The following is a 23,063-nucleotide window of genomic DNA, read 5'->3' on the forward strand; positions in this document are numbered from 1 at the left end:
GTCTCATCTGTGTCATTCCCCTCGACAGGTCACACGTGGGCCCGGCACCCGCCGAATACGAGCGCCGGGCCCACAGGACTACGGGCGGCTCAGAACTTGGTGTCCCAGGTCTTCTTGGCCTTCGGATCGTGGTAGATGTAGCCGCCCTGGAAGGTGCTGCGGCGCAGGATGCCGACCTGCTCTTCGTCGCTGGTGGGGTAGCCCAGGTAGGACCGTTCCCAGCCCAGGTTCTGCCAGTGATCCCGGATCGCGCCGTAGACCAGGTGCGCGTCGGTGTGCCGACTCGCGTAGATGGACAGACCGCCCGCGAAGTGCGTGAAGGTGCCTATGCCGTCCGGTGTCGCGGTGGTGTCCTGGATCGGCATCCGCAACGTGTGCCCGCCCGAGGCCAGGTACTTCGTCAACGCCGCACCGGAGACACTGCGCACGCCTGTGTCCTTGCCCCAATAGGCGCGGGTGTTGTTGACGAACTCGCGATAGCGGATGCCATCGACGAGCACCTCAGCGGCCTTCGGGCCGCCCGCGAAAACCCGCCACCCGTCGTCGTTGAGCCAGCGCAGCATGATCTGCGTGGTGACAAGCGGGTCCGGATCAGCCACGTTCCAGGTGGCGTCCTGCTTGAAGCCACCCGGGTAGTCCCACGCGAACTGGCCACTGTCGTTGGCCAGCCACAGCTCCGCATTGGCGTGCCGCAGGTAACGGCCTGGCACGTTCTTGGACTCCAACGACACACCCGAACCTGCCAAGCCCGGCTTGGCACACCAGGTCGCGTCCTTATTGAACACCTCGCTGCCGTCGCTGGCGTGCAGCTTCACTCGGTAACTCTGATGCCGCAGGTAACTGCCCACGTGCGTGGTGGACTCGAACGAGAAACAGTTCGCGTCGGCCAGGCCAGGGACGACCTTCCAACTCGCCTCACCCAGCGGAGCATCCGCGACCGTGTCGCTCTGGGTACCGGGGGTGATCCACGCGTCCCCACCGCCGGACCGCACATACCAGCCCTTGGCCGCTGTCTCCGGTGTCGTGGCCATCAGCGACTGGGTCAGCGTCGCGTACTGCGTCTCCGCGAGGAACTTCACGACATCGGCATACGTACCGGCCAGCGCGGCGTTCGCCGCGGCGACCAGACGCGGCCGCATCAAACTGGCCTCGGCCTTGGCCTTGATGTCGCGGACCTTCTTGCGGTCTGCTTCCTCGCGGATATCCTGCTCGCGTTTCGCGTCACGCCCGTCGGCGGCCTTCAGACCGGTGTCGATGAACGCCGCCCAGTCCGCCGGAGTCCCGCGCAACGCGGCATCGGCGGCGGTGCGGACCTCACTGTGCCGCGGGTCCGCCAACTCCGGTGTCGCCAGCAGTTGACGGATGAAGTTGTCGTCGCTCAGCACCAGCCAACCGTCCGGGGCCACGATCCCCAGCACAGCGGCAGCGTTCTTCTTGGCCTGCTTCGCCGCCAACTCGCGAGCTTTCTGCTCGCTTTCCTTCCTCGCCTCGTCGATCGCGTCGCGCTGGTCCTGCAGATGCAGGGTGAAGATCGTGGTGGTGATGAACGTCTTCCACGTGGTGGCGTCCCCGCCCCACGCGGTTCCGGCGCCGTCCTTGACCTTAGGCCCGGTGGAGCGGCGCCATACCTGGTAGACGAAGTTCTGGTCGTTGCCGTCGAGCATCGCCGCATCAGCGGGGATCTCGGCGAACGCGGCCGCCTTCTGCCGGGCGTCCCGGGCCTGGCGCGCTTCTTCCTGGCGACGGGCGTACTCGATGTGGTCCCGGTCGACGAAGTCGTGGATACCCGTGCGGATGAACGCGGTCGCGTCCGGCGCGTCCGGCTTGTCCACCACGATCTTGTAGACCCGGTACGCCTCCGCTTTGGTCAGCGGGTACTTGTCCGGGTTGATCCGGTCATACACGCGGAACACGAAGTTCTTGTCCGACAGCATCAGCCATTCGTCGGTGGCTTCGCCGACCTCGATCGCGCGCACCGCCTTGATCTTCTCGACCTCGGTCGCCTCCGGTACCGCCGTCGCTCCCGGATCCGGTGCCTCCTGGGGAATCGCCGGTGCTTGGGCCGTCACCTCGGAGTTGCGGGACGCAGCCGCGGGCGGAACCTCCTGCGGCCCTGCCGCATGCGCGTACATCGGAGCCAAGAGGCCCGTGGTCAGCACGGCGGCCACCAAACTCCGCCTCATACGTCTACTGTGGACCATGGTTCTTCGCATTCCTCCCCTTTTCTTGGGCATGACACAACACTCGCCCCATAGGGGCGAGGTGCTCGACAGGAAGATCAGAGAGTGTGCTTGACGCGCTGTTCGCCGTCGATTGCTTGCTGCAGCAACGCATTCCAATACGCCGCCTGCTGCGCGGCCGAGTCACGCTCAGCCGACCACGCCGCCTCCGACGCCTTCGCCGGGTCGATGATCGAGGTCCAGTTCGGCCCCAGCGCGGCCTGCGCCGCCGCCAGCACCGCACGCCAGTTCTCCGCCTGCCGCACCGCCGACTGCTGCGCCTCCGACCAGCCCGAACGAGCCGGCTGAGTCTGGGTACCGACCTGCTGCCACGCCCGCGTCGCCGCGTCCTTGGCCTGCTGCTTGGCCTCCTCCGAGGCCTCACGCGCGGCTTTCTCGGCGGCCTCGGCATCAGCGATCAACCGCACGATGGTGGATCGCCACTGCATGTTGTCGGTCGCGTGCCGCATCCGGAACACCTCCAGATCCAGCCGCGAACCAGCCGCCCAGCCATAGGCGAAGAACTCCACCAGGTCGTCATCAGTCGCGCCCTCACGCATCGCGTACGAGGCGGACAACCGCACCTGCTCACCGGGATCGTTGGTGGACAGCGACCGCACATAGTCCCGATCATGCTGGACAAGCGCTTGCCTCTGTTTGCCGACCTGATCGCGATACACCCGATCACGAGACCGCGCGGCCTCATATCCCGACCGCACGAACGTTTCACGCTCAGCGTCTGTCGCATTCGGACCCAACAGGCGTTTGGCCTCGTTGTGGACCTGAGGCGAGTAATCCGGCGTCGTCGTCTCGTACACACGACGGACGAAATCCATATTCCGCGCACGACGCTGCTGCGCACGCTCCACCGCGTAGTCGAAACCACCGCCCGGAGCCAGAAAAGCCGCGATCGCCGCGTCCGGATCCGCACTGACCAACGCAGACCACGCCGACGTGCGCACCGTGCTGTACGGATGCGTACCAGCCAGGTATCTCACCCACACCCAGTCATCCGACGGCTGCTCCGCATTGATCGCCACCGACGGGCCCTCCTGGGCCACGGCAGGTGCTACCACGGAGAAAGAAGCCATGACACAGGCAGCGCAAACCAGGGCACGTCTCACCCTTGACCCCCTCGATCGAGTCCACACTGAGCCCCCCGGCTCGGTCCCAACGGAACGTAACCGCCTCACCACCGCCGCGCAACGAAAACAACACACTGTTGTGAAAGTTCAGACAGACGGTCTAACCGCCCTTACGGGAAAAGCCAATCCACCGCATGGATTTGCACCGGGCGACCATCACGATCCCTGATGTATCGGCATACTTATGCCACGCCCCTTCGGCAAACGAGTGAAAAGGCTTGACACCACACGCGCGAACAATCAGTGACGCACTCAGTGCCGCAGTCACCCGTCAGGGCGCTGGGACCAGCGCGACGTACCACGGGCCAGGGTCGGCCCCCGGATTCCACGACGTGTCGACTGCCCACACCGCTATGGCGTTGTCCGGTGGGGTTTTCAGGTGCTTGAGGATCAGCTCGTTCTTCATTCCCGTTGGAGCCCAGTCGAAGTTGTGGAAGTTCCAGTCGAGCAGCGTGCGGCCGATCGGGCCCGACCTCGCCAGGACCGGAGGGAGCATGCCCGCGGCGGCAGCCGGGTTGGAGAACAAGTCCGACAGGGCGCAGTCACAGAAGTAGGCCTGGGCCCCCACCTCACCGGTCGAGGCGACTACTCGATCGCCCGCGATGATGCCGACTGTGGAACCAATCTGCGCATACTGCTCGGGCGCCGCCCAGTTTGTCTGGATCGGCGCGAACCGCGACGGTAACCCGCGCAAACCGTAGTAGCCGATGCAGGCGACAGCGAGCAGTACGACGGCCGCCAACGGCCCTGATCGCGGATGCAACGCCACTTTTGACTGCTGAGCGGGTGTCGCGGCAGCGGCGACCGCGGCGGCCAGGAAAATCGTCGTGCAGATGATGCTCGGACCGTAGTACCAGTGGAACGGTGCGACTCCGAGCATGCAGTACGCCACGAAGTGCAGCACTCCGGCCAGCGCCAGCGGAGCGACGCGATCCAGTTGCCGAACCCGGTCACCGGGCCGGAACAGGCGCAATGCGACCCAGATGAGTGCGGCGAGCACACCGAGCACTGCGGGCAGGACGGACAGGACTGTCGCGGCGGGGAACACGCGCAAGTACAGATCCAGTCCGTTCTCGAAACCGTAGATGTTCCCGAAAGCCGTCCAGGTCGGGTTTTCCGTCTTGATGAACAGGGTGATCGGCACCGCCGACCCCAGAGCGATCCAGCTCCACACATACCACGGAACGGTTATCCCGATCGCCGCCACCGGAGCCCACCACCAGCGGCGATCCCACTTGTGGCGCACGAGGACGAACACGACGACGACCACGATGACCAAGTCCGGCCGGGTCAACACGAGAAGACCGGCGAGTAGCCCGAACAGGACAGGCCGTTCGTCGACCGCGCTGGCCAGCAGCAGAGCGGTCAGTCCGCCCCCGAGGGTGATCTCAAGACCGATCGAGGAAATCAGCAGCGGGTTGACGACAACCAGTGTCGCGGCAAGCGGTGCGCACCAGGTGGGCAGACCGATCTTGCGGGCAACCCGGCGCAACCCGTACTCGACGGCGAGTGCGGACAGTACGTGAACGATGCCCAACGCCAGCACGGGTTGCCGGGTGACTGCGGTGAATGCCGCGAGAATCCACACGTTGAACACCGAGGTCGCGGTGTTCGCGGTCTGCGTGGGGACCAGACCCCAATGCCCGTGGTATGCAAGGTTCCGGGCGTAGCTGAGGGTGATGTACGTGTCGTCAATCAGAGCGGCCTTTGCGACCGCGACCACCGCCATGGCGACCACCGCCACGTACAGCGACGGCACCCACGACCTGTTAGGCAGCCACCACGCACGTCGGCGCTCAACGTCCGGGTCAGCGGGTCTCGAACTCATCGACTCAATCGCCGAGGTCACTGGTTCTCCCTACGGAACACAGTCGGGCACGTACGCCGTGCCAAGTCGGCACAGACTGTACAGCCGCGCTGCGGTATACCGTCGGAGACATCCTTGAAACGACAGGGAAGTCGGTGACCACGCGTTTTCTGGATCAGGTCCGCAACCGGGCGCTGAGCATGCGTGCTGTCCTGTCCTGGCTGACCGGTTTCGACTGGGCTTCCAGTGCGCGGGACAGCACGTCCAGGATGCGGGCGACGATGCTCGGGGGCGTGTCGTCGGCGATCAGGTCGACCGAGTCCTTCGCCAGCTGTTCCGCCGTGCCCGGCGCGGCCATGGCCACGTGGCAGCGGGCGGCGCGGACCATCAGGAAGATCTGCCAGTCGGTTTCGCCGAGGTCGACCACGAGGTCCATGGCGCGGAGGTTGTCGGCCAACGCGTCGGCGTGCCGCTCGAGTTGGGTGTAGGTGTAGCCGCGCAGCTCCAGCATCTCCGCGGTCAGTCGGTCGGCCATGTCGCCGTCGGGGATCAGGTACTCCGCCTGCCGCAACGCTTCCAGTGCCGCTTCGGGGTTCTTGTCGGCGATCGCGGCGGCTGCCTTGATCCACGCGCGGCACGCCTCGACCGGCAGTTCGGCCTCGGTCCACAGCTCGGCGGCTCGGCGGTGACAGCGCTCGGCCTCTTCCGCGTCGCCCAGCGCGTGGCTGGTCGTGCCGATCCCGGCCCAGACCATGGCCTGGGAAGCCGCCGGGGCGTTGCCGACCAGGTCGAGCATGGCCTGGAAGTACCTGCGGCCCTGGGCGTGCTCGCCGAGTTCGGCGCAGACCGAACCGAGCCGGTAGCGGATCCGCAGCGTCGCCTCTTCCTCGTCCCGCTCCGGCAACAGCCGGAGGGCTTCCTCCAGTGCCTCGGCGGCTTCGATGAGACGGCCGTGCGCCAGGTAGCCCGACGACAGGATGTAGCACGCGTGCGCGGTCTCCAGCGATGTGCCTTCGGTTCGGCAGATGGCGACGGTTTCGACGAGTTCTCGCAGGTGCTCGCCCGCGCGGTCCATGTTGTCCACCATGAACGCCCTGTGCAGCAGCACATCCGGCCGCCACGGGCCCGGGTAGTCCTTGACGAACTCGACCAGTTCGGCCGATCGCCGCATCGCCGGCTCGACGTCTCCGCGGATCTCGGCGACCGCCATCCGCGCGCGCAGCGCGTGGAACCGGTCGCCTGGGCGCAGGCCCGGTGTGGCGAGCACCTCGTCCATGATCTTGCCCGCCTCGTCGAGGTTTCCCTGCCGGGCGGCGTGGTCGGCCTGCTCCAGCCGGACGGACGTGACCCGCTCCGGCGCTGTCTGGACGGCCAGTTCCTCGGCCTGCGCCAGCAGTTCCGACGCGTGGATGTGCTCGTGGCGGTTGTCGAGCAGTTCGCACAGGATCAGCCGGACCAGGATCCGGCCGGTCGACGACGAGTGCGCCTCGGCCCGCGCCAGCGCCTCCTCGGCCGTCGCGATGCCGCCGTCCAGGTCGCCCGCCTCGGCCTTGAGCATGCCCAGCCGCGCGTGGAACCGTGCCGCCTGGTCCTCCTCGCCGAGCTCGACCAGGCGCTGGATGGCTTTCGGCAGGTCGTCGAGCACGTCCGGGCCGGGGAACACGACTGTCCGGCGGGCCGCCAGCTGAGCCGCGAGTGTCGCGGGCAGCAACGGGTCCAGGTCCGCGGGCAGCGACTTCAGCAGCCGCTGCCCGGTGAGGAAGTCGTTCTCCTCGTACGCCAGGTGCGCCTGGTAGGCCAGTTCGACCGGGTCCGCGGTGAGCGGTTCGGCCGCAGCGGCCGGATTCGGCACGGCCAGCGGCACGTGCACGGCATCCGGGGCGTCCATGATGGACTTGACGCGCTCGGACTGCCTGGTCGTTCCGTTGCGCTTGTCGAACTCGGCGGCCAGGTCCCGCGCTCGTGCCGTCAGGTACTCCCGGAGTCGCCCGGCCGTGGTGACTTCCACGCCACCACCGGGCTGCGGCACGACCAGTTCGGTGCGGTCGGTGTCGAGCCTGCTGAGCAGCAGCGCGGCGCTGGCCGCGAAGTTCATCGTGCCGATCGGGCTGGTGGCGTGGTGCACCTGGTCCAGGTGCCGCCGCAGCAGTTCCATCCCGCGTGGCACGTTGCCGGTCACCGCGCAGAACTCCAGGTGCAGTCCCACGTACCCCTGGCTGGCCTGTTCACGGGACTGCCGGTAGGCGAGCAGGTGGGCGTTCTTGGCTCGTTCGACCTCGCCCAGCGCTGTCAACGCGGGCAACAGCGCGGTGAGTACGCCTTGGGGCTGCGTGCTGCACGTGAACCGCCCAGCCAGCGCGGGTTCGGCGTGCCGCAGCGCTTCCTCGTAACGCCCGCGCAGCACGAGATGCTCGACTTGTTCCTCCACCACACATCCCGCGCAGTCGGACATGTCGTCGCGTTCGGTGCCGAGGAACCGGGCAAAGTGCTCGTCCGCCAACGCGAAGTCGCCGACGTGCGTCGCCGTGAGCGCTCGCTGGCCCCACACGGGCTGCAGGGAGAAGCCGAACCGCTTGAACCGCGTCTCCAGCTCGTCGAGCACGGATTCGATCTGGGCCAGCGTGAACCGGGGATCCCGGCGCAGCCCGACCGGCACCCACTTGTGCGCCCAGTTCAGGCTGCGCATGCCGCTGGCGGTGAACACCGACGGGTCGTGCTGCTCGGCCACGTGGCACCACGCGATCGGCGCCAGGATCAGGTCGTAGCGGTTGAGGTAGTAGCAGGATTCGATCAGCGCGAGACGGCAGAGCGCGGGCAGTTCCTTGTCGCCGCTGGCGTCCGCGGCGCGCGCGGCCCGCTCCAGCGCCTCGTGCTTGGGCATACCGGTCGGCATGTCCGCTGCCTCGGTGAACAGCCGCACCGCGTGGTCGACGGGATCGGTCATCGGCGCACCGCCCGGTCGAGCAGGTCAAGGAAGGAACGGTTCAGCGCGGCCGTGTCCTTCGGCCGCATCGGCCGCCGGGACTGCAGCAGCGCGTGCACGTAGAGCGATTCGACGGTCAGCTCGGCCAACGTCCGGTCAGTCAGCTCGGACAGCCGCCGCACCAACGGATTGCGTGTGTTGAGTACGAGTTGCTGGCTCGCTGTGGACGCGGGTTCGGCCAGTTGCTCGATCAGTTCGGCCCAGAGCGGGTCGCTCTGCTCGCTGATCTCTGCGTTGTCGCGCTGCCGTTCCCGGTCGGCGTCGGTGATCAGCAGGGCGGGCAGCGAGATCGGGTCGAACTCGCGCGGCACGGCGTCGCAGTCGTGCCGGTCCAGCACTGTCCTGGCGAGCTTCAGGCTGGTGCGCAACTGGTCCTCGACCACGGGATCCGGCCGGTCCATCGTCGCCAGCAACTCGCTAGGCACCACCCGCCGGGTCGCCATGGACCCGTCGACCTCGGCGACGCGCCGCATCAGCTCGGCGTCGTAGGCGTAGCCCGCGTTGAGCAGGCCGAGCCCCTGGGCCTGGGCGACCGGCGCGAGCTGGCGGAACTCGTCCACGTCGGGCGTGAAGAGAATGCTGTTGTGGCGCCTGCGGAACTGGCGCAGCGTCACGTTGCCGTCGGTGGTCTCGAACGGCAGCCAGTGCTCGACCAGCCGCAGCAGGTCGTCGTCAACGAGCGCGACGGACTTCATGCCCAGCTGGTGTTTGGCGAGCAACGCCGACGCACGGTCGGGTTCGCTCCCGCCGAGCCGCACGAGCCAGTCCTTCAACACGGTGCCGAGCTCGTCGCGCACCCCGAGCAACGCCTCGTCCTGGTAGAGCGACTCGCGGCTGGCCGTCGGGCGCAGCGCGGACGAGTTCACCACGCAGCGAACGAAATACGCCCAGTCGGGGAGCAGCCCTTCGACCGAGTCCCCGACGAGCATGCGCTTGAGGTACACACGGTGTGCCTGACGTGCACCGGGATGCGCCGTGTCCGGCATGACGAACGCCGCGCCGGTCAGCCCCACCGCGGGCACGTCCAGCGGCAGCACCTCGAACGGCTGGAAGCCGAACGTCCGCTCGCAGTACGCGGCCAGCCTGTCCACGTGGACGTCGTAGGGCTCGTCCGACGGCCGCAGCCACGGCAGGTCGGGCTGGGAGACGCGCTCGTCGCCGACCAGCACCTCGGCGGGCAGCAACTCGCCGAACTCCCTGGCCAGCGCGACGACCATGTCGTGCTGCAGCCAGTGTTCGGCGTCCTTGCGGGGCACGAGCGTCACCGTCGTGCCGATCTCGGCCCGTGCCGAGTCGTCGGTGACCACTTCATAGGTGCCGGACGAATCAGCGGTCCAGCGCACCGCCTTGCCGCCCCTGGCCGATCGGCTGACCAGCCGGATCTCGTCGGCGACCAGGAAGCAGGACAGCAGACCGACGCCGAACTGGCCGAGGAAGTCCTGTCGCGCGAAGCCCAGTTCGTCGCGCTTGGAGGTACGGCCGAGCGTGGACAGCAGGGTGTGCACCTCGTCCTCGGTCAGCCCGATCCCACTGTCCGAGATGCGCAGTGTGCCGTCGCCGGTGTGCTCGGCCGGTTCGAGCACGATCCGGGCGTGGCCGCCGTCGCGTGCGGTGATCGCGTCCGTCGCGTTCTGCAACAGCTCCCGGACGTAGACGCGAGGGCTGGAGTAGAGGTGCTGGCTGAGCAGCTCGATGATGCCTCGGAGATCGACGCCGAACGATCTGGACATGAGTGGTAGCTGACCTCGGAATACGATGGGGGACGACGCGAGTGTCGTGCGCGTCACTCTATCGGGCGAGTGCCCTGCCTGTTACTCCACGGAGGGCATGAGCGCTTATGTGACCTATTGAGTTGCGCGAAGTGAGGGTCGCCTACGATCGTTGGGCTACCGTCGTTGCCTATTTCATGGTCAACGCGGGCGCACACGCACTCGTGGACCCGAGGAGATGTCCAGCACCGATGTCCGGAGCCAACGACCCCTACGACCCTAAAGAGGTCGCGGCGCTCGCGCCGGAGACGCTACAGCAGGCGGTCGACAAGGCTAAGGCCGAGTTTTCCGCCGCTGACAGCCTCGACGCCCTCGCCGTGGTGAAACCGGCCCACCTCGGTGACAAGTCGCCGTTGATGGTCGCCCGCCGCGAGATCGGCGCTCTGCCGCCCAAGGCCCGCTCCGAGGCGGGCAAGCGCGTGAACGAGACCCAGGCCGCGATCAAGGCCGTGTTCGACGAGCGCCGCGCGCAACTGGAGATCGAGCGCGACGAACGCGTCCTGCGCGACGAGACCGTCGACGTGACGTTGCCGTGGGGCCGTGTCCCGCGTGGCGCGCGTCACCCGGTCTCCACGCTGTCCGAGTTGATCGCGGACGTCTTCGTCGGCATGGGCTACGAAGTCGCCGAAGGCCCCGAGGTCGAGGCCGAGTGGTTCAACTTCGACGCGTTGAACTTCCTGCCGGACCACCCGGCCCGTACGACGTCGGACACGTTCTACGTCGCGCCCGCGGACTCGGGGCTGGTGCTGCGCACGCACACCTCGCCGGTGCAGATCCGCTCGTTGCTGGACCGGGAACTGCCGGTGTACGTGGTGTGCCCCGGCCGCACGTTCCGCACCGACGAGATGGACGCCACCCACCTGCCGGTGTTCAACCAGGTCGAGGGCCTCGCGGTGGACAAGGGCATCACGATGGCCCACCTGAAGGGCACGCTGGACCACTTCGCCCGCGCCATGTTCGGCCCGGAGTCCAAGACCCGCTTCCGGCCGCACTTCTTCCCGTTCACCGAGCCGTCCGCCGAGGTGGACGTCTGGTTCCCGGAGAAGAAGGGCGGCGCCGGCTGGGTGGAGTGGGGCGGCTGCGGCATGGTGGACCCGAACGTGCTGCGCGCCTGCGGCGTGGACGCCGACGTCTACTCGGGGTTCGCGTTCGGCATGGGCATCGACCGGACGCTGCAGTTCCGCAACGGCATCCCGGACATGCGCGACATGGTCGAAGGGGACGTTCGCTTCACGACGGCGTTCGGAACGGAGGCGGAGTGAGGCTCCCGCTCAGCTGGCTCAGGGCGTACGTCGACGTCCCGGAGACGGCGACCTCGGAGGAGATCTCCGTGGCGCTGATCAACCTCGGCTTCGAGGTCGAGGAGATGCGCTCGCTCGACGCGGTGACCGGCCCGCTCGTGGTCGGTCGGGTCGTGGAGATCGAGGAACTCAAGGACTTCAAGAAGCCGATCCGCTACTGCCAGGTCGACGTCGGTGACGGCGAGGACGATGACGACGTCCAGACCCGCGGCATCATCTGCGGCGCATCGAACTTCGCCGAAGGCGACCTGATCGTGGCCGCGCTGCCCGGTGCCGTGCTGCCCGGCGGGTTCGCCATCTCGGCGCGCAAGACGTACGGCAAGACGTCCAACGGCATGATCTGCTCGGCCAGCGAGCTCGGCCTCGGCGACGACCACTCCGGGATCCTGGTGCTGCCCAGCGGCGAGGCCAGTCCCGGTGACGACGCCGCGCCGCTGCTCGGTCTCGACGACACCGTGATCGACCTGGAGATCACGCCCGACCGCGGTTACGCGATGTCCGTGCGCGGCATGGCGCGTGAACTCGCGATCGCGTTCGAGACGACCCTGGTCGACCCGGCCGCGGTCAACGTGCCGGGCGCCGAGGGCGAGGCGCACGGCGTGCACATCGAGGACCAGCGTGGCTGCTCCCGGTTCGTGGCGCGCCGGGTGACCGGGCTCGACCCGACCTCGCCGACGCCGTGGTTCATCCGCAGGCGGCTGATGCTGGCCGGGATCCGCAGCATCTCGCTCGCGGTGGACGTGACCAACTACGTGATGCTCGAGACCGGGCAGCCGATGCACGCGTTCGACACGTCGTCGGTCAAGGGAAACCTGACCGTGCGGCGCGCGCTGCCGGGCGAGAAGCTGACCACTTTGGACGACGTGGAGCGCGCGCTCGACCCGGACGACATCGTGATCGCCGACGACACCGGCCCGATCTCGCTCGCCGGGGTGATGGGTGGCGCGTCGACCGAGGTCCGCCCGGACTCGACCGACATCCTGCTCGAGGCGGCCGTCTGGGATCCCGCGTCGATCGGGCGCGCGGTCCGCAGGCACAAGCTGCCCAGCGAGGCGTCGAAGCGGTTCGAGCGCTCGGTGGACCCGGCGCTGGCCCCGGCCGCCGCCGAGCTGGCCGCGAAGCTGCTGCGTGAGCACGGCGAAGCCCGCATCCAGCCGGGCCGCACGGACGTCGGGCGGCCGGAGCTGCCCGGCCCGGTGATGATGGAGATCGACCTGCCCGACCGCGTCGCGGGCGTGAACTACCCGCGTGGCGTGACCGCGCGCAGGTTGAGCCAGATCGGCTGCAACGTCGAGGTGACCTCGACCGACGCCGGCCGTGCCGCGGTGATCGCGACCCCGCCGACCTGGCGGCCGGACCTGACCCGCCAGGCCGACCTGGTCGAGGAGGTGCTGCGGCTGGAGGGGTACCACACGATCCCGTCCGTGCTGCCCGCGGCGCCCGCCGGTCGTGGCCTGACCCCGGCGCAGCGCCGCCGTCGTGCCGTGGCGCGCACGCTGGCGGATGTCGGCTACGTCGAGGTCAACCCGATGAACTTCGTGTCGCCGACGACCTGGGACGCGTTCGGGTTGGCTGCGGACGACGTGCGGCGGCAGACGGTCAAGGTGCTCAACCCGCTCGAGGCCGACCGCGACGAGCTGGCCACGACACTGCTGCCCGGTTTGCTGGAAGCGTTGGCGCGCAACGTTTCTCGTGGCATCAGGGATGTCTCGCTGTTCAACGTCGCCCAGGTCGTGCTGCCGAGGGCCCAGCAGGTGCCGGTGCCCGAGGTCGGGATCGACCAGCGGCCGACCGACGCCGAGATCGCCACGCTCAAGGCCGCGCTGCCCGCGCAGCCGGTGCACGTGGCGGTCGTGCTGACCGGCAACCGCCAGCGCCCCGGCTGGTGGGGCAAGGGTGAGCCGGCAACCTGGGCGGACGCGGTCCAGGCCGCGCACGACGTCGCGGCGGCCGCGGGCGTGCAGCTGACTGTCCAAGCGGGATCGCTGTTGCCGTGGCACCCCGGTCGCTGCGCCGAACTGCGCGTCGGCGACTTCCCGGTCGGCCACGCGGGTGAACTGCACCCGAAGGTCGTCGAGGCGCTCGGTCTGCCGAAGCGCACGTGCGCGATGGAGCTGGACCTGGACCTGCTGCCGATCCAGCAGCACCGGCCCGCCCCCAAGGTGTCGCCGTACCCGCCTGTGCTGCTCGACGTGGCGCTGGTGCTGGACGCGTCGGTGCCGGTGGCGGAGGTCACCGAAGCGCTCCACGCGGGTGGCGGCGATCTGCTGGAGGACTTGCAGCTGTTCGACGTGTACAGCGGTGAGCAGGTCGGCGAGGGCAAGCGCTCGCTGGCGTACTCGCTGCGGTTCCGCGCGCCCGACAGGACACTGACGGTGGACGAGGCCACGGCGGTCAAGGAGTCCGCGGTGGCCGTGGTGGCGGAACGGTTCGGCGCCACTCTGCGCTGATCAACCTCGTGAGTGGTTAGTCCGGTTCTAACCGGACTAACCACTCACGAGGTGGACCTGTATGGGGCGGAACTGTCGGAGGTCGGGCGTAGGGTGCCCCGCGTGAGCAGATTGGGCGACGCGGTCCGCGCCGGGCTCGAGCGCGCCGCGGATCCGCGCAAAGCGCCGGAGATGCAGCGGTACATGAAGTCCGAGATGCCGTACCGCGGTGTGGCCAAGCCGGAGCGGGCCGCGTTGACCAAGGAGCTCTTCGCCGAGCACGTGATGTCCGATGTGGACGAGTTGGTGGCGACCACGCTGGAGCTGTGGCGCGGCGCCGAGTTCAGGGAAGAGCGCTACGTCGCGGTCGACCTGACCGGCGATCGCCGCTACCGGGCCTGGCAGAACTCGGACCTGATGCCGCTGTACGACGAGATGATCGTGACCGGCGCGTGGTGGGACTACGTCGACGAGGTGGCCATCCGCCGTGTCGGGCCGATCCTGCAGGCCGAGCCTGAGGTCATGACGCCGATGATGCTGGAGTGGTCGGCCGACGCCGACCTGTGGCGCCGCCGCACGTCGATCATCTGCCAGGTCGGTGCGAGGACGGACGTCGACACCGACCTGCTCACCAGGACCATCGAGGCGAACATCGCCGACAAGGACTTCTTCCTGCGCAAGGGAATCGGCTGGGCGCTGCGTCAGCACTCCAAGATGGACGCGGCCTGGGTGCGCGCCTTCGTCGACGCACACCCAGACCTGTCACCGTTGTCCCGAAGAGAAGCTAGGAAATACCTCTAGGACCCCGGATGGCGTACGCGGCCAAGCCCAGCACTCCGAGCGCCGTCGCGGTGAGCAAAGCCCCGGTCGACTCGGGGCTTTGCACCAGCCAGGTCAGGATCGTGTTGTCGGTCGGTCCCGCGACAACGCAGACGGCCGTCCAGAGCACGGGCAGTGTCCACGAGAGTTGGCTACCCAGAACCGTGGCGGTCAAACCTGTCAGTCCGGCCAGTCCGACGGCGCCTCGGAGGATCATCCCGGCATCCCACATCTGGAGCGCGGTGGTCAGCCCGCACACCACCGCCGCCGCGACGACCAGATGCGTGCCCCGCCACAGCGGCCACGGCAACGCGCCGGTCCGGTCGAGCTTGAGGTCCGGGCTGCCCAGCCCGGCAGACATCGCGCAGACTCCCATAGCCAGCGCCAGGAGCAAGATCCTCCAGTCCCGGTTGTCGAGCGCCCAGATACCGACCGTTGACGCGAGCATGACCGCGAAAGCCGCGAACAATCCGCGAGAACGCGCGTACAACACCAGAAGACGCATCAGCAGTCACGCGCCTCGGCGCGCAGTGCGGCAACTCGCGCGGGCTGCTGGTCGGCGGGCAGTGCGCGGACTTCGTTCCAGAGCTTCCCCGCGATGTCCGTCGCCTGTGGGGTCAGCTCTTTCCGGGAGACGGGCTTCGATTCGCCGTTGAGCCACGACGCCACAACGACTCGCCTGGCCGCGGATTTGTCATAACCCGTCATGCCGTTCTCGCAGCGGAACCGGGCGGGCCCGGCCAGAAGAGTCTGTTCGATGTCCTTTCCGTTCCAGAAGTCGGTGAAGAAGTACGCGGTGCCACCCGAGGACGGGACGGTGTCGACGTCGAAGTAGCCCACCCGCGCCTCTTCCGCCGAAGTCGGCCCACCCGGTAGTTTCGCCAACTTCGTCAACGCTTCCCGTGCTTGGCCGACGTACTCGCCGAGGTCGTCCTCGTGCAACCGGGACACGCACACGCGCGGTCCGCCGTCCGCACACACCAGCGCGGACGCCGCCTCGTCCCGCTCGTACACCCCGTCATGCGACGGCAGCAGGAAGAACGTGAACAGACCGGCGGCGACGGCCGGGACGAGTGCGAGCAACTGGGCCTTGCGACCGATGAACGTGAGCAGTCCGAAACCGGTCACGGCCAGTCCGAGGAACCACAGGACCTGGACCGCGCTCACGTCGGCGGCCACCTTGAGGAACGGGTTGTACTGACCTTTGAGCACCGGGGTCATCAGGGCGAACTCGTTCGACACCGTGCCCTCGATGTCACTGCCCGAGCTGGGAGTGGCGACGAGCGCCAGCGTTGTGGCGGCGAAGGCGAGTACCGCCAGGATCGGGGCGGTCAGCAGGTACGGCAGCACCCGCCCGATACCCATCCCGATCAACACGGCCGCGACCAGCGACAACATGCCCACGACCGTCACCGGCAGCCAGTCGGCGTCGAAGTAGCTCGTGTTCCCGAGCACCTGCACCGCACCGACGAGGAAGATCACCAGATACCCGGCGACCGCACTCAGGCACAGCGCGGCCACCGGCGGCACCGCACGCTGGAACGCGGTCTTGGGCATCGTCGACATCAGCTCGTCGACGCCTGCTCGGCGGTCCCGCCTGCCCTGCCACGCTCCCGCACCCAACGCCAACGGCCACACCATGTTCAGCATGAAGCGCTGCCAGACGGCCAGCGACGTCCATTCGCTCGTCCACCCGTCCGGGCCTCTGTTCCACGGCCCGGACATCCCGAGAAGCATGCCGAGAGCGATCAGGACGACCAGGCCACCGGTCCACAACGCGACCGAGCGCCGCAGTTCGATCTTCAACGCCTTCACGACGCACGCCCCAGCAGCGCCGAGTAGCCGCGTTCCAGCGGGCTGTCGCCCGCCTCGGACTCGCTGCCCGCCGCGGCCAGCGTCTCCGGTGTCCCCTGGAACACCAGGCGGCCCTCGCGCATCAACACGACGTCCGTGCACGCGTTGGCGACGTCCTCGACCAGGTGCGTGGACACCACGACGCAGGTGTCCGAGCTCAACGACCGCAGCAGTTCACGGAACTGCATGCGTTGCGCCGGGTCCAGACCCACGGTCGGCTCGTCCAGCAACAGGATCCGCGGGTTGTTGACCAGTGCCTGCGCGATCCCCGCGCGCCGCACCATCCCACCGGACAACGTCTTGAGCTTGTCGTCAGCCCGGGAGGTCAGGTCCGCCCGGTCGATCGCCCGTTGCACCGCTTCCGGGATCTCGGCCTTCGGCATCTCCTTCAGCCACGCCATGTACTCGACGAACTCGCGCACGGTGAACCGCGAGTAGAACCCGAACTGCTGGGGAAGATAACCGATTTCCCGCCGTATCGGCCGCAGGTCGGTCCCGCCCGGCTTGCGGCCGAGCAGCTCGACCGAACCACCTGAGGGGCGTAGAACTGTTGCCAGACAACGGATCAACGTCGTCTTACCGGCACCGTTCGGGCCGAGGATGCCGTGCACGCCGATGCCGAGTGACAGGTCCAGCTCGTTCACGGCCATCCGCCGACCGGCCCGTACCCGCAGGCCCACGGCCCTGATCTCCGAGGCGTACGTCGTCGGCGCGGTCTCCGCCGCACTCACCACGCGTCCCACAATGTTTCCCCTTAACGCAGCAGTCGCGAGAAGCTGTCGGCCCGCAGGCCCAGCACGGCGACGCATCCGACAATGATCAACGCCCAATAGGGCAGGCTGGCTGGGTGCAGCACGGCCGGCACGTTCTGCTCGGCGAGACTGGGGCCCGCGACCACCAGCAGCCACACCCCGGCGAGTACGACCGAGGCACGCGTGACGCCGATGAGCAAACCGAGAACGAGCGCGCCGACCGTGAACGCCAATGACGGCAACAACCACAGCGCCGGTGAGACCCGTCCTGGCAGCCCGGCCAGGAAGAGCGCGGGAATCATGACGACCAGCACACCGACTGTGCGCCGCAGGACCAGTTCGAGGCCCGCGCGTGGCGACCCGGCGACCAGTTCGTACATCGGGTCCGCGTTCTTGTTCCACGCCAGCGCGACACCGAGCATCGGCGCGACCGGCGCGACCAGGAGCACGAACGAGGTGTCGAGCACCGTCAACGCGTCGAGCAGCATCGCGATGGCCGCGATCAGGATGGTCATCCCGATCCACGGAAAACCGGCCGGAGTGATCCAGGTGGACAGCCGCCTGCGTTTCGCGGGCACCTCGGCCGGTGTGAGCCCGGCCCACACTGTGTCCAGCAGGGGAGCGATGCCGTCGGCGTGGGACGCCAGCAGCTGGCGGCAAGAGGCGCATGTCTCCATGTGCGCTTCCAACGCCCAAACCTGGTCCGCGGGTATGCCTTTGTCCCCGTTGGCATACCTGCGGACCAGGTCCCCCGACACGTGGCTCATGACAGCGCCTCCCGTAGCAAGATCCGCGCCCGGCGCGCTCGTGTTTTCACTGTCCCTTCGGGCACTCCGAGCAGGACTGACGTCTCCCGCACCGTCAGTCCGTCGAGCACCATCGCCTGCAGCACGTCCCGCAGCTCGGGCGCCAGTTCGTCCAGCGCGGCGCCCAGCTCGGCCCCGACTGTTCCCGACAGCGCCTCGTCCTCCGCGGCGGGCGCGTCCAGCGGGGCGTCGGGCCGGATCTCGGCCTGCCTCGCCTGCTTGCGGAAGACGTCAACGAGCCGGTGGGCCGCTATCGTCCACAGCCACCCGACCGCGCTGCCGTCCACCGCGGCGCCCGCGAACCCGCCTGCCGCACGCCAGACTGCGAGGTATGTCTCCTGCATGACCTCGGCGACGACCTGGTCGTCCGAACAACGGCGGCGCAACCGCACAGCCAGCCACGGTGACGTACGGCGGTACAGCTCCTCGAAGGCCGCCCGGTCGCCTTTGGCGATCCGGCGCACCAACGCCGCTTCGTCGTCCGTCATGCCCAGCTAGACGACGGGATGCCCGGAACGGTTCTCGTCCGGCGGGATCACTTCGAGCCCCAGCGCGCCCCACGCGGCGTCGACGGACACTTTTCGCAGCTCGTCCTGGGGAACGTCGGCGAATTCGATCGTGCAGTCCTGGAGCCCGCCCAGCGCGATTGTGGCCTTCGTCGCCTCCGCGAGGGTCGGGTCGGGGCCGATCAGCAAGGCGGCGACCCGCCTGCGCCACGCGAGCACGAGCTCGACCAGCCCGAGGTCGCTCAGCGTGGTCAGCTCCCGCAGCAGGAGCCGGATGTCGCGGCGGTGCCGGTAGTGGAAGTCGAAGTACCGTTCCAGCAGCGCCCGCTTGTCGATGTCGGACACCTTCTCCCACTGCTCGATGACGCCCTCGGCGTCGTCCAGCAGGGGCTTCATGATGCTGCGCAGCAGGTCTTCCCGCGAGGCGAAGTGGTAGTAGAGGGCCGGTTTGCTGATCCCGAGCCGCTCGGCGATCTCCCGCAGGCTGGTCTTCTGCACGCCCTGCTCGGCGAAGAGCTCCCGCGCCGCGTCCAGGATGCGCTGTTTGGTGTCGGCCACGCTCCAAGGGTAAGTGACCTACCGGCAGGTCAGTGCCCGCCGGTAGGCCGGTGTCTCAGACCAGATGGTCGAACTCACCGTTCTTGGCGCCCGACAGCATGGCCGCGATCTCGGCCTCGGTGAACTGGAGAACCGGGCCGCCATCACCCAGCTTGGAGTCCCGCAGACCGATCACACCACCAACCTTGGCGAACTCGACGCAGTCACCGTTTGGCTGGCTGGCAGTTGCCTTCTGCCACATCGCCCCCTCGAAGGCGATGTCGGGCAGGTAGTCTCGCTCGCGCAACGAACCGTCCTTTCCGAACACGTTTCATGAGTATTCCTCCGCCACTTCCCCGATGAAGTCGACCGACTCCACCGGGCCCAGCGCGGCGGCCTGAAGGAAGCCCCACAGTCGCTCGTAGCCTTCCACCAGCGTGGGATCATCGATATAGCGCTCGTCGTCGTATTGCTCAAGGTGTACGAGGTTCAGCGGCGCTGCGATGCCCGGACCAGGTACGTGGATCATCGCGAAGCTCAGCCAGCCGTAGCTGGTCTGGTTCGCACTCGCGAGCGGCAGCACCTGCACCAGCACATTGGGCATGTTCGCGACATCGACCAGGCGGTTCATCTGTTCGCGCATCACCGCGTGATCGCCGTAAACACGCCTGAGTGCTGACTCGGACAGCACGAACGACAGGTTCACCTCGCGTTCGAGGAGCGCTTGCCTGTCCCTGCGGGCCTTCACGATCTCATCCTCGTCGAAGCTGTCGCTGAACGGCGACGGGAGCCGTGTGAGTGCCCGGACGTAGTTCTGGGTCTGCAGCAGGCCGGGGATGATCTCCGCACGCATCTCACGGATCCGGTCGCAGTGGGCCTCCAGGTCGATCAGCATCCTCGCGGCCTCCCGGTACACCGCCTTGTAGCCGGTCCAGTCGCCCTTCTTGCCCAGGTTGCGGGCCAGGTCCATCATGACGCTGATCAGTTCGGGGCTGGCGCCGTATGCCTCGCCCATCATGCGCACGTCGCCGACGCTCGGCCGGGACGTCATGTTCAGGATCCGGTTGATCTTCGTTCCGCGGCAACCCAGGTAGTCGGCGACCTCCTGGTCCTTCACGCCGGACTCCTGCTTCAACCTGTTCAACTCGTTGTTGAGCATCAGGAGCGGAACGGTCTTCGTCGTCATCGGGAACCTTCCGTGCTGTCGGCTGCGGATCACAGTATCGGTCACGGTCTGTCACATCGCGAATCACCCGTTCGATTAGTTCTGAAATAGGAAATCCTAGATTAGGTTGTAGGTACCCAGCGAGGTGTGCACATCCTCGGCGGAGCCGCAGTTCTCGATAGGTCGTCGGCCCGCGTGCGCACCACCGCCGGTCCGTGCGGCCGAGGCCACTTCCCCAGCGCTGCCGACGCCGTACGGACCGGTCGAAACCTCTACATGTAAAGGAAGTTCCGTGTCCGATGAACAGGAATGCAGTCAGCGCGTGATCGACATGGTGAAGAGTCAGGCGCCTAAGGTGTTCGCGGTCGTGATCGAGTCCGGTTGTTCGGAAGAGGCCCGGGTGGTCGCGTGGGGCATGACCCTCGCGGATGGCGCGTACATGACCTCGGTCGAGGGAAACAACCAGTGGTTGCTGGCCGATCCCGACAACGCGTTGATGTACATCCGTCACGCCCCTGAAGACACGCCCTATCTGGTCTGGGCTGCCTGAATCCGCTGACTTACCGGTAGGTCAGATTTCATGGTACTGTCTGACCTACCGGTAAGTCAGGAGGGGACATGAAGGTACTCATCTCGGGGGCGAGCATCGCCGGGCCGGTTCTCGCCTACTGGTTGGCGAGGTACGGCCACGAGGTCACGGTCGTCGAGCGCGCGTCCGTGCTGCGCAAGACAGGCGGACACGCCGTGGACCTGTTCCGCCCGGCGATGGACATCAGCGAGCAGATGGGCGTTCTGCCGCGCATCGAGCGCGCGGCCACGGGCACCGACCGGATGACGGTCCACCGGCCCGGGGTGGCCGGGCCTGCCAGGATCAACCTCGGCAAGATCTACGGCGCCACCTCGGACCGGCACGTCGAGATCATGCGAGACGACCTCAGCGAGATCTACTACGACGCCACGACCGACGACGTGGAGTACGTCTTCGGCGACTCGGTCACCCGGATCGACGAGGACGGCACGGTCGCGTTCGAGAGCAACGCGTCCCGGCGGTTCGACATCGTCGTCGGTGCCGACGGGCTGCACTCGAACGTGCGACGGCTGACCTTCGGTGCGGAAGCCGACTGCACCGAGTTCGTCGGCGCGTACCTCGCCGTGCTCAGCGTCCCGAAAGACCTGGCCCGCCAAGGCGAGTTCACCATCCACCTGGACGTGGACAGAATGGCGGGGATCTACAGCGCGCACCACATGGCGGACGCACGCGCGCTGTTCCTGTTCCGCAGCAAGCCGCTCGACTACCACTACCGTGACGTGGCACGACAGAAGGACCTGCTGCGCCAGGCGTTCCACCGCCTCCACCCGGAGGTGAACCGCCTGCTCGACCACGCCGAGACCGCACCGGCGTTCTACTTCGACTCGATCACCCAACTCCGCCTGGAATCATGGTCGCGCGGCCGGGTAACGCTCGTCGGAGACGCGGGCTATTGCCCAGGACCGGCCATCGGCGGCAGTACGAGCTTGACCGTCCTCGGCGCCTACGTCTTAGCCGGAGAGCTCACCGCGGCAGGGGACGACCACGAACGCGGATTCGCCGCCTACGAGCGGGAGATGATCGGCTTCGTCCGCCGCAGCCGCGAATTCGCCTTGATGGCAGCCAGAAACCTGATCCCTCACACCAAGTTGGGTGTGTGGGGCCTGGTCAACGGCGCCCGGGTGATGTCAGCCCTGCCGCCGTCACTCGGCCGCGCCCTGGCCGCCCTCAACCCGTCAGGACTCCGGCTCCACGACTCGTTCGAGGTGAAGAGCTACGACGTTCCCCAACCCATCCGGCAACGCTGACGCCTCACCGCCTCAGTGCACTCGCCGACCACACTCGCCCGAGAGCAGGACAGCCCGCGCGGGCAGAGAGCGAGGTTCCACATCGGACAACCGCAAGCATGCCTCCGAGGTGCCAGGAACGACCGGGTACTCCAAGCACACCGCACCGAGCTGGCTGTGGCCACCAGTTGAGTGGCATTCGGCATCGTTCGGGCCTCGCGGGAATCGCCCCCGCATCGTTCCGAAGGCGATCGTGTCGACACCGTCGTCGATCAGTTCACCGACTTCGAACAGCCAGTGCGTGTCCGCCTCGGCGATGAGGCTCCGACCACCCTGCCCCAGGGAAAGCAGGACGTCTCGGTGTGCGTGGACATGGTGGGCGACGGCGCAGCAGATCGGGACAGCGGCTCCGAACGAGACGCTGACACGGGTGTACCCTCCGTAAGGATCGAACTGCATCGACTCCTCGAGCAGCCGACAGGCACCTTCCTTCGCCGTGGGATGACCGTGTTCCACAATGGCCAGCAGGATCGGGGCGGCTGTCGCGGCTGCGGGCATGGTGCCTGCGCTGTGTCCGTGGACAAGCCCACCGCCGTCGAGGCTGGATGCCGCACCGGCCGCTGCCACCATGCCGGTCGCGCCCGCGAGTCGGCGTAAGCCGGGCGCGATCACCTCAGGCCGGTAGAACTGGGGTACGCCCGGTATGGAGTGCCAGTCGACGGACTCGGGGTCGAGTGCCATCACTCGGCCTGACGACCGGAGATGGCGGGCAGGCTTCGGGCGAGGCTGGCCAAGCTCTTGAACGGTTCGCGGGACAGCACCCTGTTCGCGACGGAGAAAGGAAAACCGGTGATGCCGTTGACCGCCACGGCGAAGGCGCCGGGGGCCTGTTCGTGCGTGATCCATTGGCCGCCGTAGGTTTCGACGATCACCTGGCCGGTGTAGGCACCGACGAGCTGCCACCACAGGTCGAAGCGTTCGCCTTCGAGTGGCTCCACAGCAGACAGTTCCGCGCACACCTCGTCAAGGGTGTCGAGGCTGTCCACGCTCCAGTCCAGTTGTCGCTGGAACTGTGCGTCGACCAGATCGACGCACTTCTTGGCGATGCGCAGGAGTTCGAAGGCAGGAGCGGCGTTCACGGGCACAAGGGTGTCAT

General features: G+C 67.6%; 20 protein-coding genes. 5 read left to right on the forward strand and 15 right to left on the reverse strand.

The annotated features are described in order from the left end of the window. Nucleotides 1-89 precede the first annotated feature (89 nt). The 5 genes from ALI144C_RS56490 to ALI144C_RS51980 all read right to left on the reverse strand — a co-directional run bounded on the left by ALI144C_RS56490 (nt 90) and on the right by ALI144C_RS51980 (nt 9,884). Nucleotides 90-2,183 (reverse strand): AbfB domain-containing protein, encoded by a 2,094-nt coding sequence (locus ALI144C_RS56490; protein ID WP_076994642.1) that lies wholly within the window; start codon nt 2,181-2,183, stop codon nt 90-92. Nucleotides 2,184-2,278: 95 nt separating this feature from the next. Next, nucleotides 2,279-3,259 carry a hypothetical protein gene (locus tag ALI144C_RS51965; RefSeq protein WP_083754173.1) on the reverse strand — a complete coding sequence of 327 codons (981 nt, stop codon included), beginning with the start codon at nt 3,257-3,259 and terminating at the stop codon, nt 2,279-2,281. A gap of 376 nt (nt 3,260-3,635) precedes the next feature. Continuing rightward, complete coding sequence (locus tag ALI144C_RS51970; RefSeq protein WP_143231430.1) at nt 3,636-5,213, reverse strand: hypothetical protein; 1,578 nt, start codon at nt 5,211-5,213, stop codon at nt 3,636-3,638. A gap of 133 nt (nt 5,214-5,346) precedes the next feature. Beyond that, nucleotides 5,347-8,115 (reverse strand): hypothetical protein, encoded by a 2,769-nt coding sequence (locus ALI144C_RS51975; RefSeq protein ID WP_076994644.1) that lies wholly within the window; start codon nt 8,113-8,115, stop codon nt 5,347-5,349. Next, nucleotides 8,112-9,884: an HSP90 family protein gene (locus tag ALI144C_RS51980; RefSeq protein WP_076994645.1), complete on the reverse strand. Its 1,773-nt coding sequence runs from the start codon at nt 9,882-9,884 to the stop codon at nt 8,112-8,114. Before ALI144C_RS51980 ends, ALI144C_RS51975 begins: the two co-directional genes overlap by 4 nt. Before the next feature lie 230 nt (nt 9,885-10,114). Between ALI144C_RS51980 and pheS the strand changes: the two genes are divergently transcribed. The 3 genes from pheS to ALI144C_RS51995 all read left to right on the forward strand — a co-directional run bounded on the left by pheS (nt 10,115) and on the right by ALI144C_RS51995 (nt 14,454). Then, nucleotides 10,115-11,185: a phenylalanine--tRNA ligase subunit alpha gene (pheS, locus tag ALI144C_RS51985; RefSeq protein ID WP_076994646.1), complete on the forward strand. Its 1,071-nt coding sequence runs from the start codon at nt 10,115-10,117 to the stop codon at nt 11,183-11,185. After that, nucleotides 11,182-13,674, forward strand: coding sequence for a phenylalanine--tRNA ligase subunit beta (gene pheT, locus ALI144C_RS51990; protein ID WP_076994647.1), 2,493 nt, complete (start codon nt 11,182-11,184; stop codon nt 13,672-13,674). Before pheS ends, pheT begins: the two co-directional genes overlap by 4 nt. A 93-nt stretch (nt 13,675-13,767) precedes the next feature. Next, on the forward strand, nt 13,768-14,454 hold the full coding sequence (locus ALI144C_RS51995) for a DNA alkylation repair protein (RefSeq protein WP_076994924.1): 687 nt from the start codon (nt 13,768-13,770) through the stop codon (nt 14,452-14,454). On the opposite strand, the gene ALI144C_RS52000 is transcribed toward ALI144C_RS51995, so the two are convergent. From ALI144C_RS52000 to ALI144C_RS52035, 8 genes are read right to left on the reverse strand one after another with little or no spacing between them, the layout of a single operon-like run. After that, nucleotides 14,438-14,977 carry a hypothetical protein gene (locus ALI144C_RS52000; RefSeq protein WP_076994648.1) on the reverse strand — a complete coding sequence of 180 codons (540 nt, stop codon included), beginning with the start codon at nt 14,975-14,977 and terminating at the stop codon, nt 14,438-14,440. The genes ALI144C_RS51995 and ALI144C_RS52000 overlap by 17 nt on opposite strands. Then, entirely contained in the window at nt 14,977-16,287 is a 1,311-nt protein-coding gene (locus tag ALI144C_RS52005; RefSeq protein ID WP_076994649.1) for a hypothetical protein, read from the reverse strand. The genes ALI144C_RS52000 and ALI144C_RS52005 overlap by 1 nt, the downstream gene beginning before the upstream one ends. Next, nucleotides 16,284-17,069: an ABC transporter ATP-binding protein gene (locus ALI144C_RS52010; RefSeq protein ID WP_076994650.1), complete on the reverse strand. Its 786-nt coding sequence runs from the start codon at nt 17,067-17,069 to the stop codon at nt 16,284-16,286. Before ALI144C_RS52010 ends, ALI144C_RS52005 begins: the two co-directional genes overlap by 4 nt. Before the next feature lie 11 nt (nt 17,070-17,080). Continuing rightward, nucleotides 17,081-17,845 carry a hypothetical protein gene (locus ALI144C_RS52015; protein ID WP_076994651.1) on the reverse strand — a complete coding sequence of 255 codons (765 nt, stop codon included), beginning with the start codon at nt 17,843-17,845 and terminating at the stop codon, nt 17,081-17,083. Beyond that, nucleotides 17,842-18,372, reverse strand: a complete 531-nt coding sequence (locus tag ALI144C_RS52020; protein ID WP_076994652.1) for an RNA polymerase sigma factor — start codon at nt 18,370-18,372, stop codon at nt 17,842-17,844. The genes ALI144C_RS52015 and ALI144C_RS52020 overlap by 4 nt, the downstream gene beginning before the upstream one ends. Nucleotides 18,373-18,378: 6 nt before the next feature. Next, entirely contained in the window at nt 18,379-18,948 is a 570-nt protein-coding gene (locus tag ALI144C_RS52025) for a TetR/AcrR family transcriptional regulator (RefSeq protein WP_076994653.1), read from the reverse strand. A 55-nt stretch (nt 18,949-19,003) separates the two neighbouring features. After that, entirely contained in the window at nt 19,004-19,234 is a 231-nt protein-coding gene (locus tag ALI144C_RS52030; RefSeq protein ID WP_237774719.1) for a DUF397 domain-containing protein, read from the reverse strand. A gap of 24 nt (nt 19,235-19,258) precedes the next feature. Further along, nucleotides 19,259-20,113, reverse strand: coding sequence for a helix-turn-helix domain-containing protein (locus ALI144C_RS52035; RefSeq protein ID WP_083754123.1), 855 nt, complete (start codon nt 20,111-20,113; stop codon nt 19,259-19,261). Between the two features lie 271 nt (nt 20,114-20,384). Here ALI144C_RS52035 and ALI144C_RS52045 point away from each other — a divergent pair, with 271 nt between their 5' ends. Continuing rightward, nucleotides 20,385-20,642, forward strand: a complete 258-nt coding sequence (locus tag ALI144C_RS52045) for a hypothetical protein (protein WP_076994654.1) — start codon at nt 20,385-20,387, stop codon at nt 20,640-20,642. A 68-nt stretch (nt 20,643-20,710) separates the two neighbouring features. Then, complete coding sequence (locus ALI144C_RS52050; RefSeq protein ID WP_076994655.1) at nt 20,711-21,928, forward strand: FAD-dependent monooxygenase; 1,218 nt, start codon at nt 20,711-20,713, stop codon at nt 21,926-21,928. A 12-nt stretch (nt 21,929-21,940) separates the two neighbouring features. On the opposite strand, the gene ALI144C_RS52055 is transcribed toward ALI144C_RS52050, so the two are convergent. Both ALI144C_RS52055 and ALI144C_RS52060 read right to left on the reverse strand, forming a co-directional pair. Then, nucleotides 21,941-22,648: a hypothetical protein gene (locus ALI144C_RS52055; protein ID WP_076994656.1), complete on the reverse strand. Its 708-nt coding sequence runs from the start codon at nt 22,646-22,648 to the stop codon at nt 21,941-21,943. Then, entirely contained in the window at nt 22,648-23,046 is a 399-nt protein-coding gene (locus ALI144C_RS52060) for a hypothetical protein (protein WP_076994927.1), read from the reverse strand. The genes ALI144C_RS52055 and ALI144C_RS52060 overlap by 1 nt, the downstream gene beginning before the upstream one ends. Between the last annotated feature and the right edge of the window lie 17 nt (nt 23,047-23,063).

The sequence above is a fragment of the Actinosynnema sp. ALI-1.44 genome (assembly GCF_001984155.1).
Lineage (GTDB): Bacteria > Actinomycetota > Actinomycetes > Mycobacteriales > Pseudonocardiaceae > Kibdelosporangium.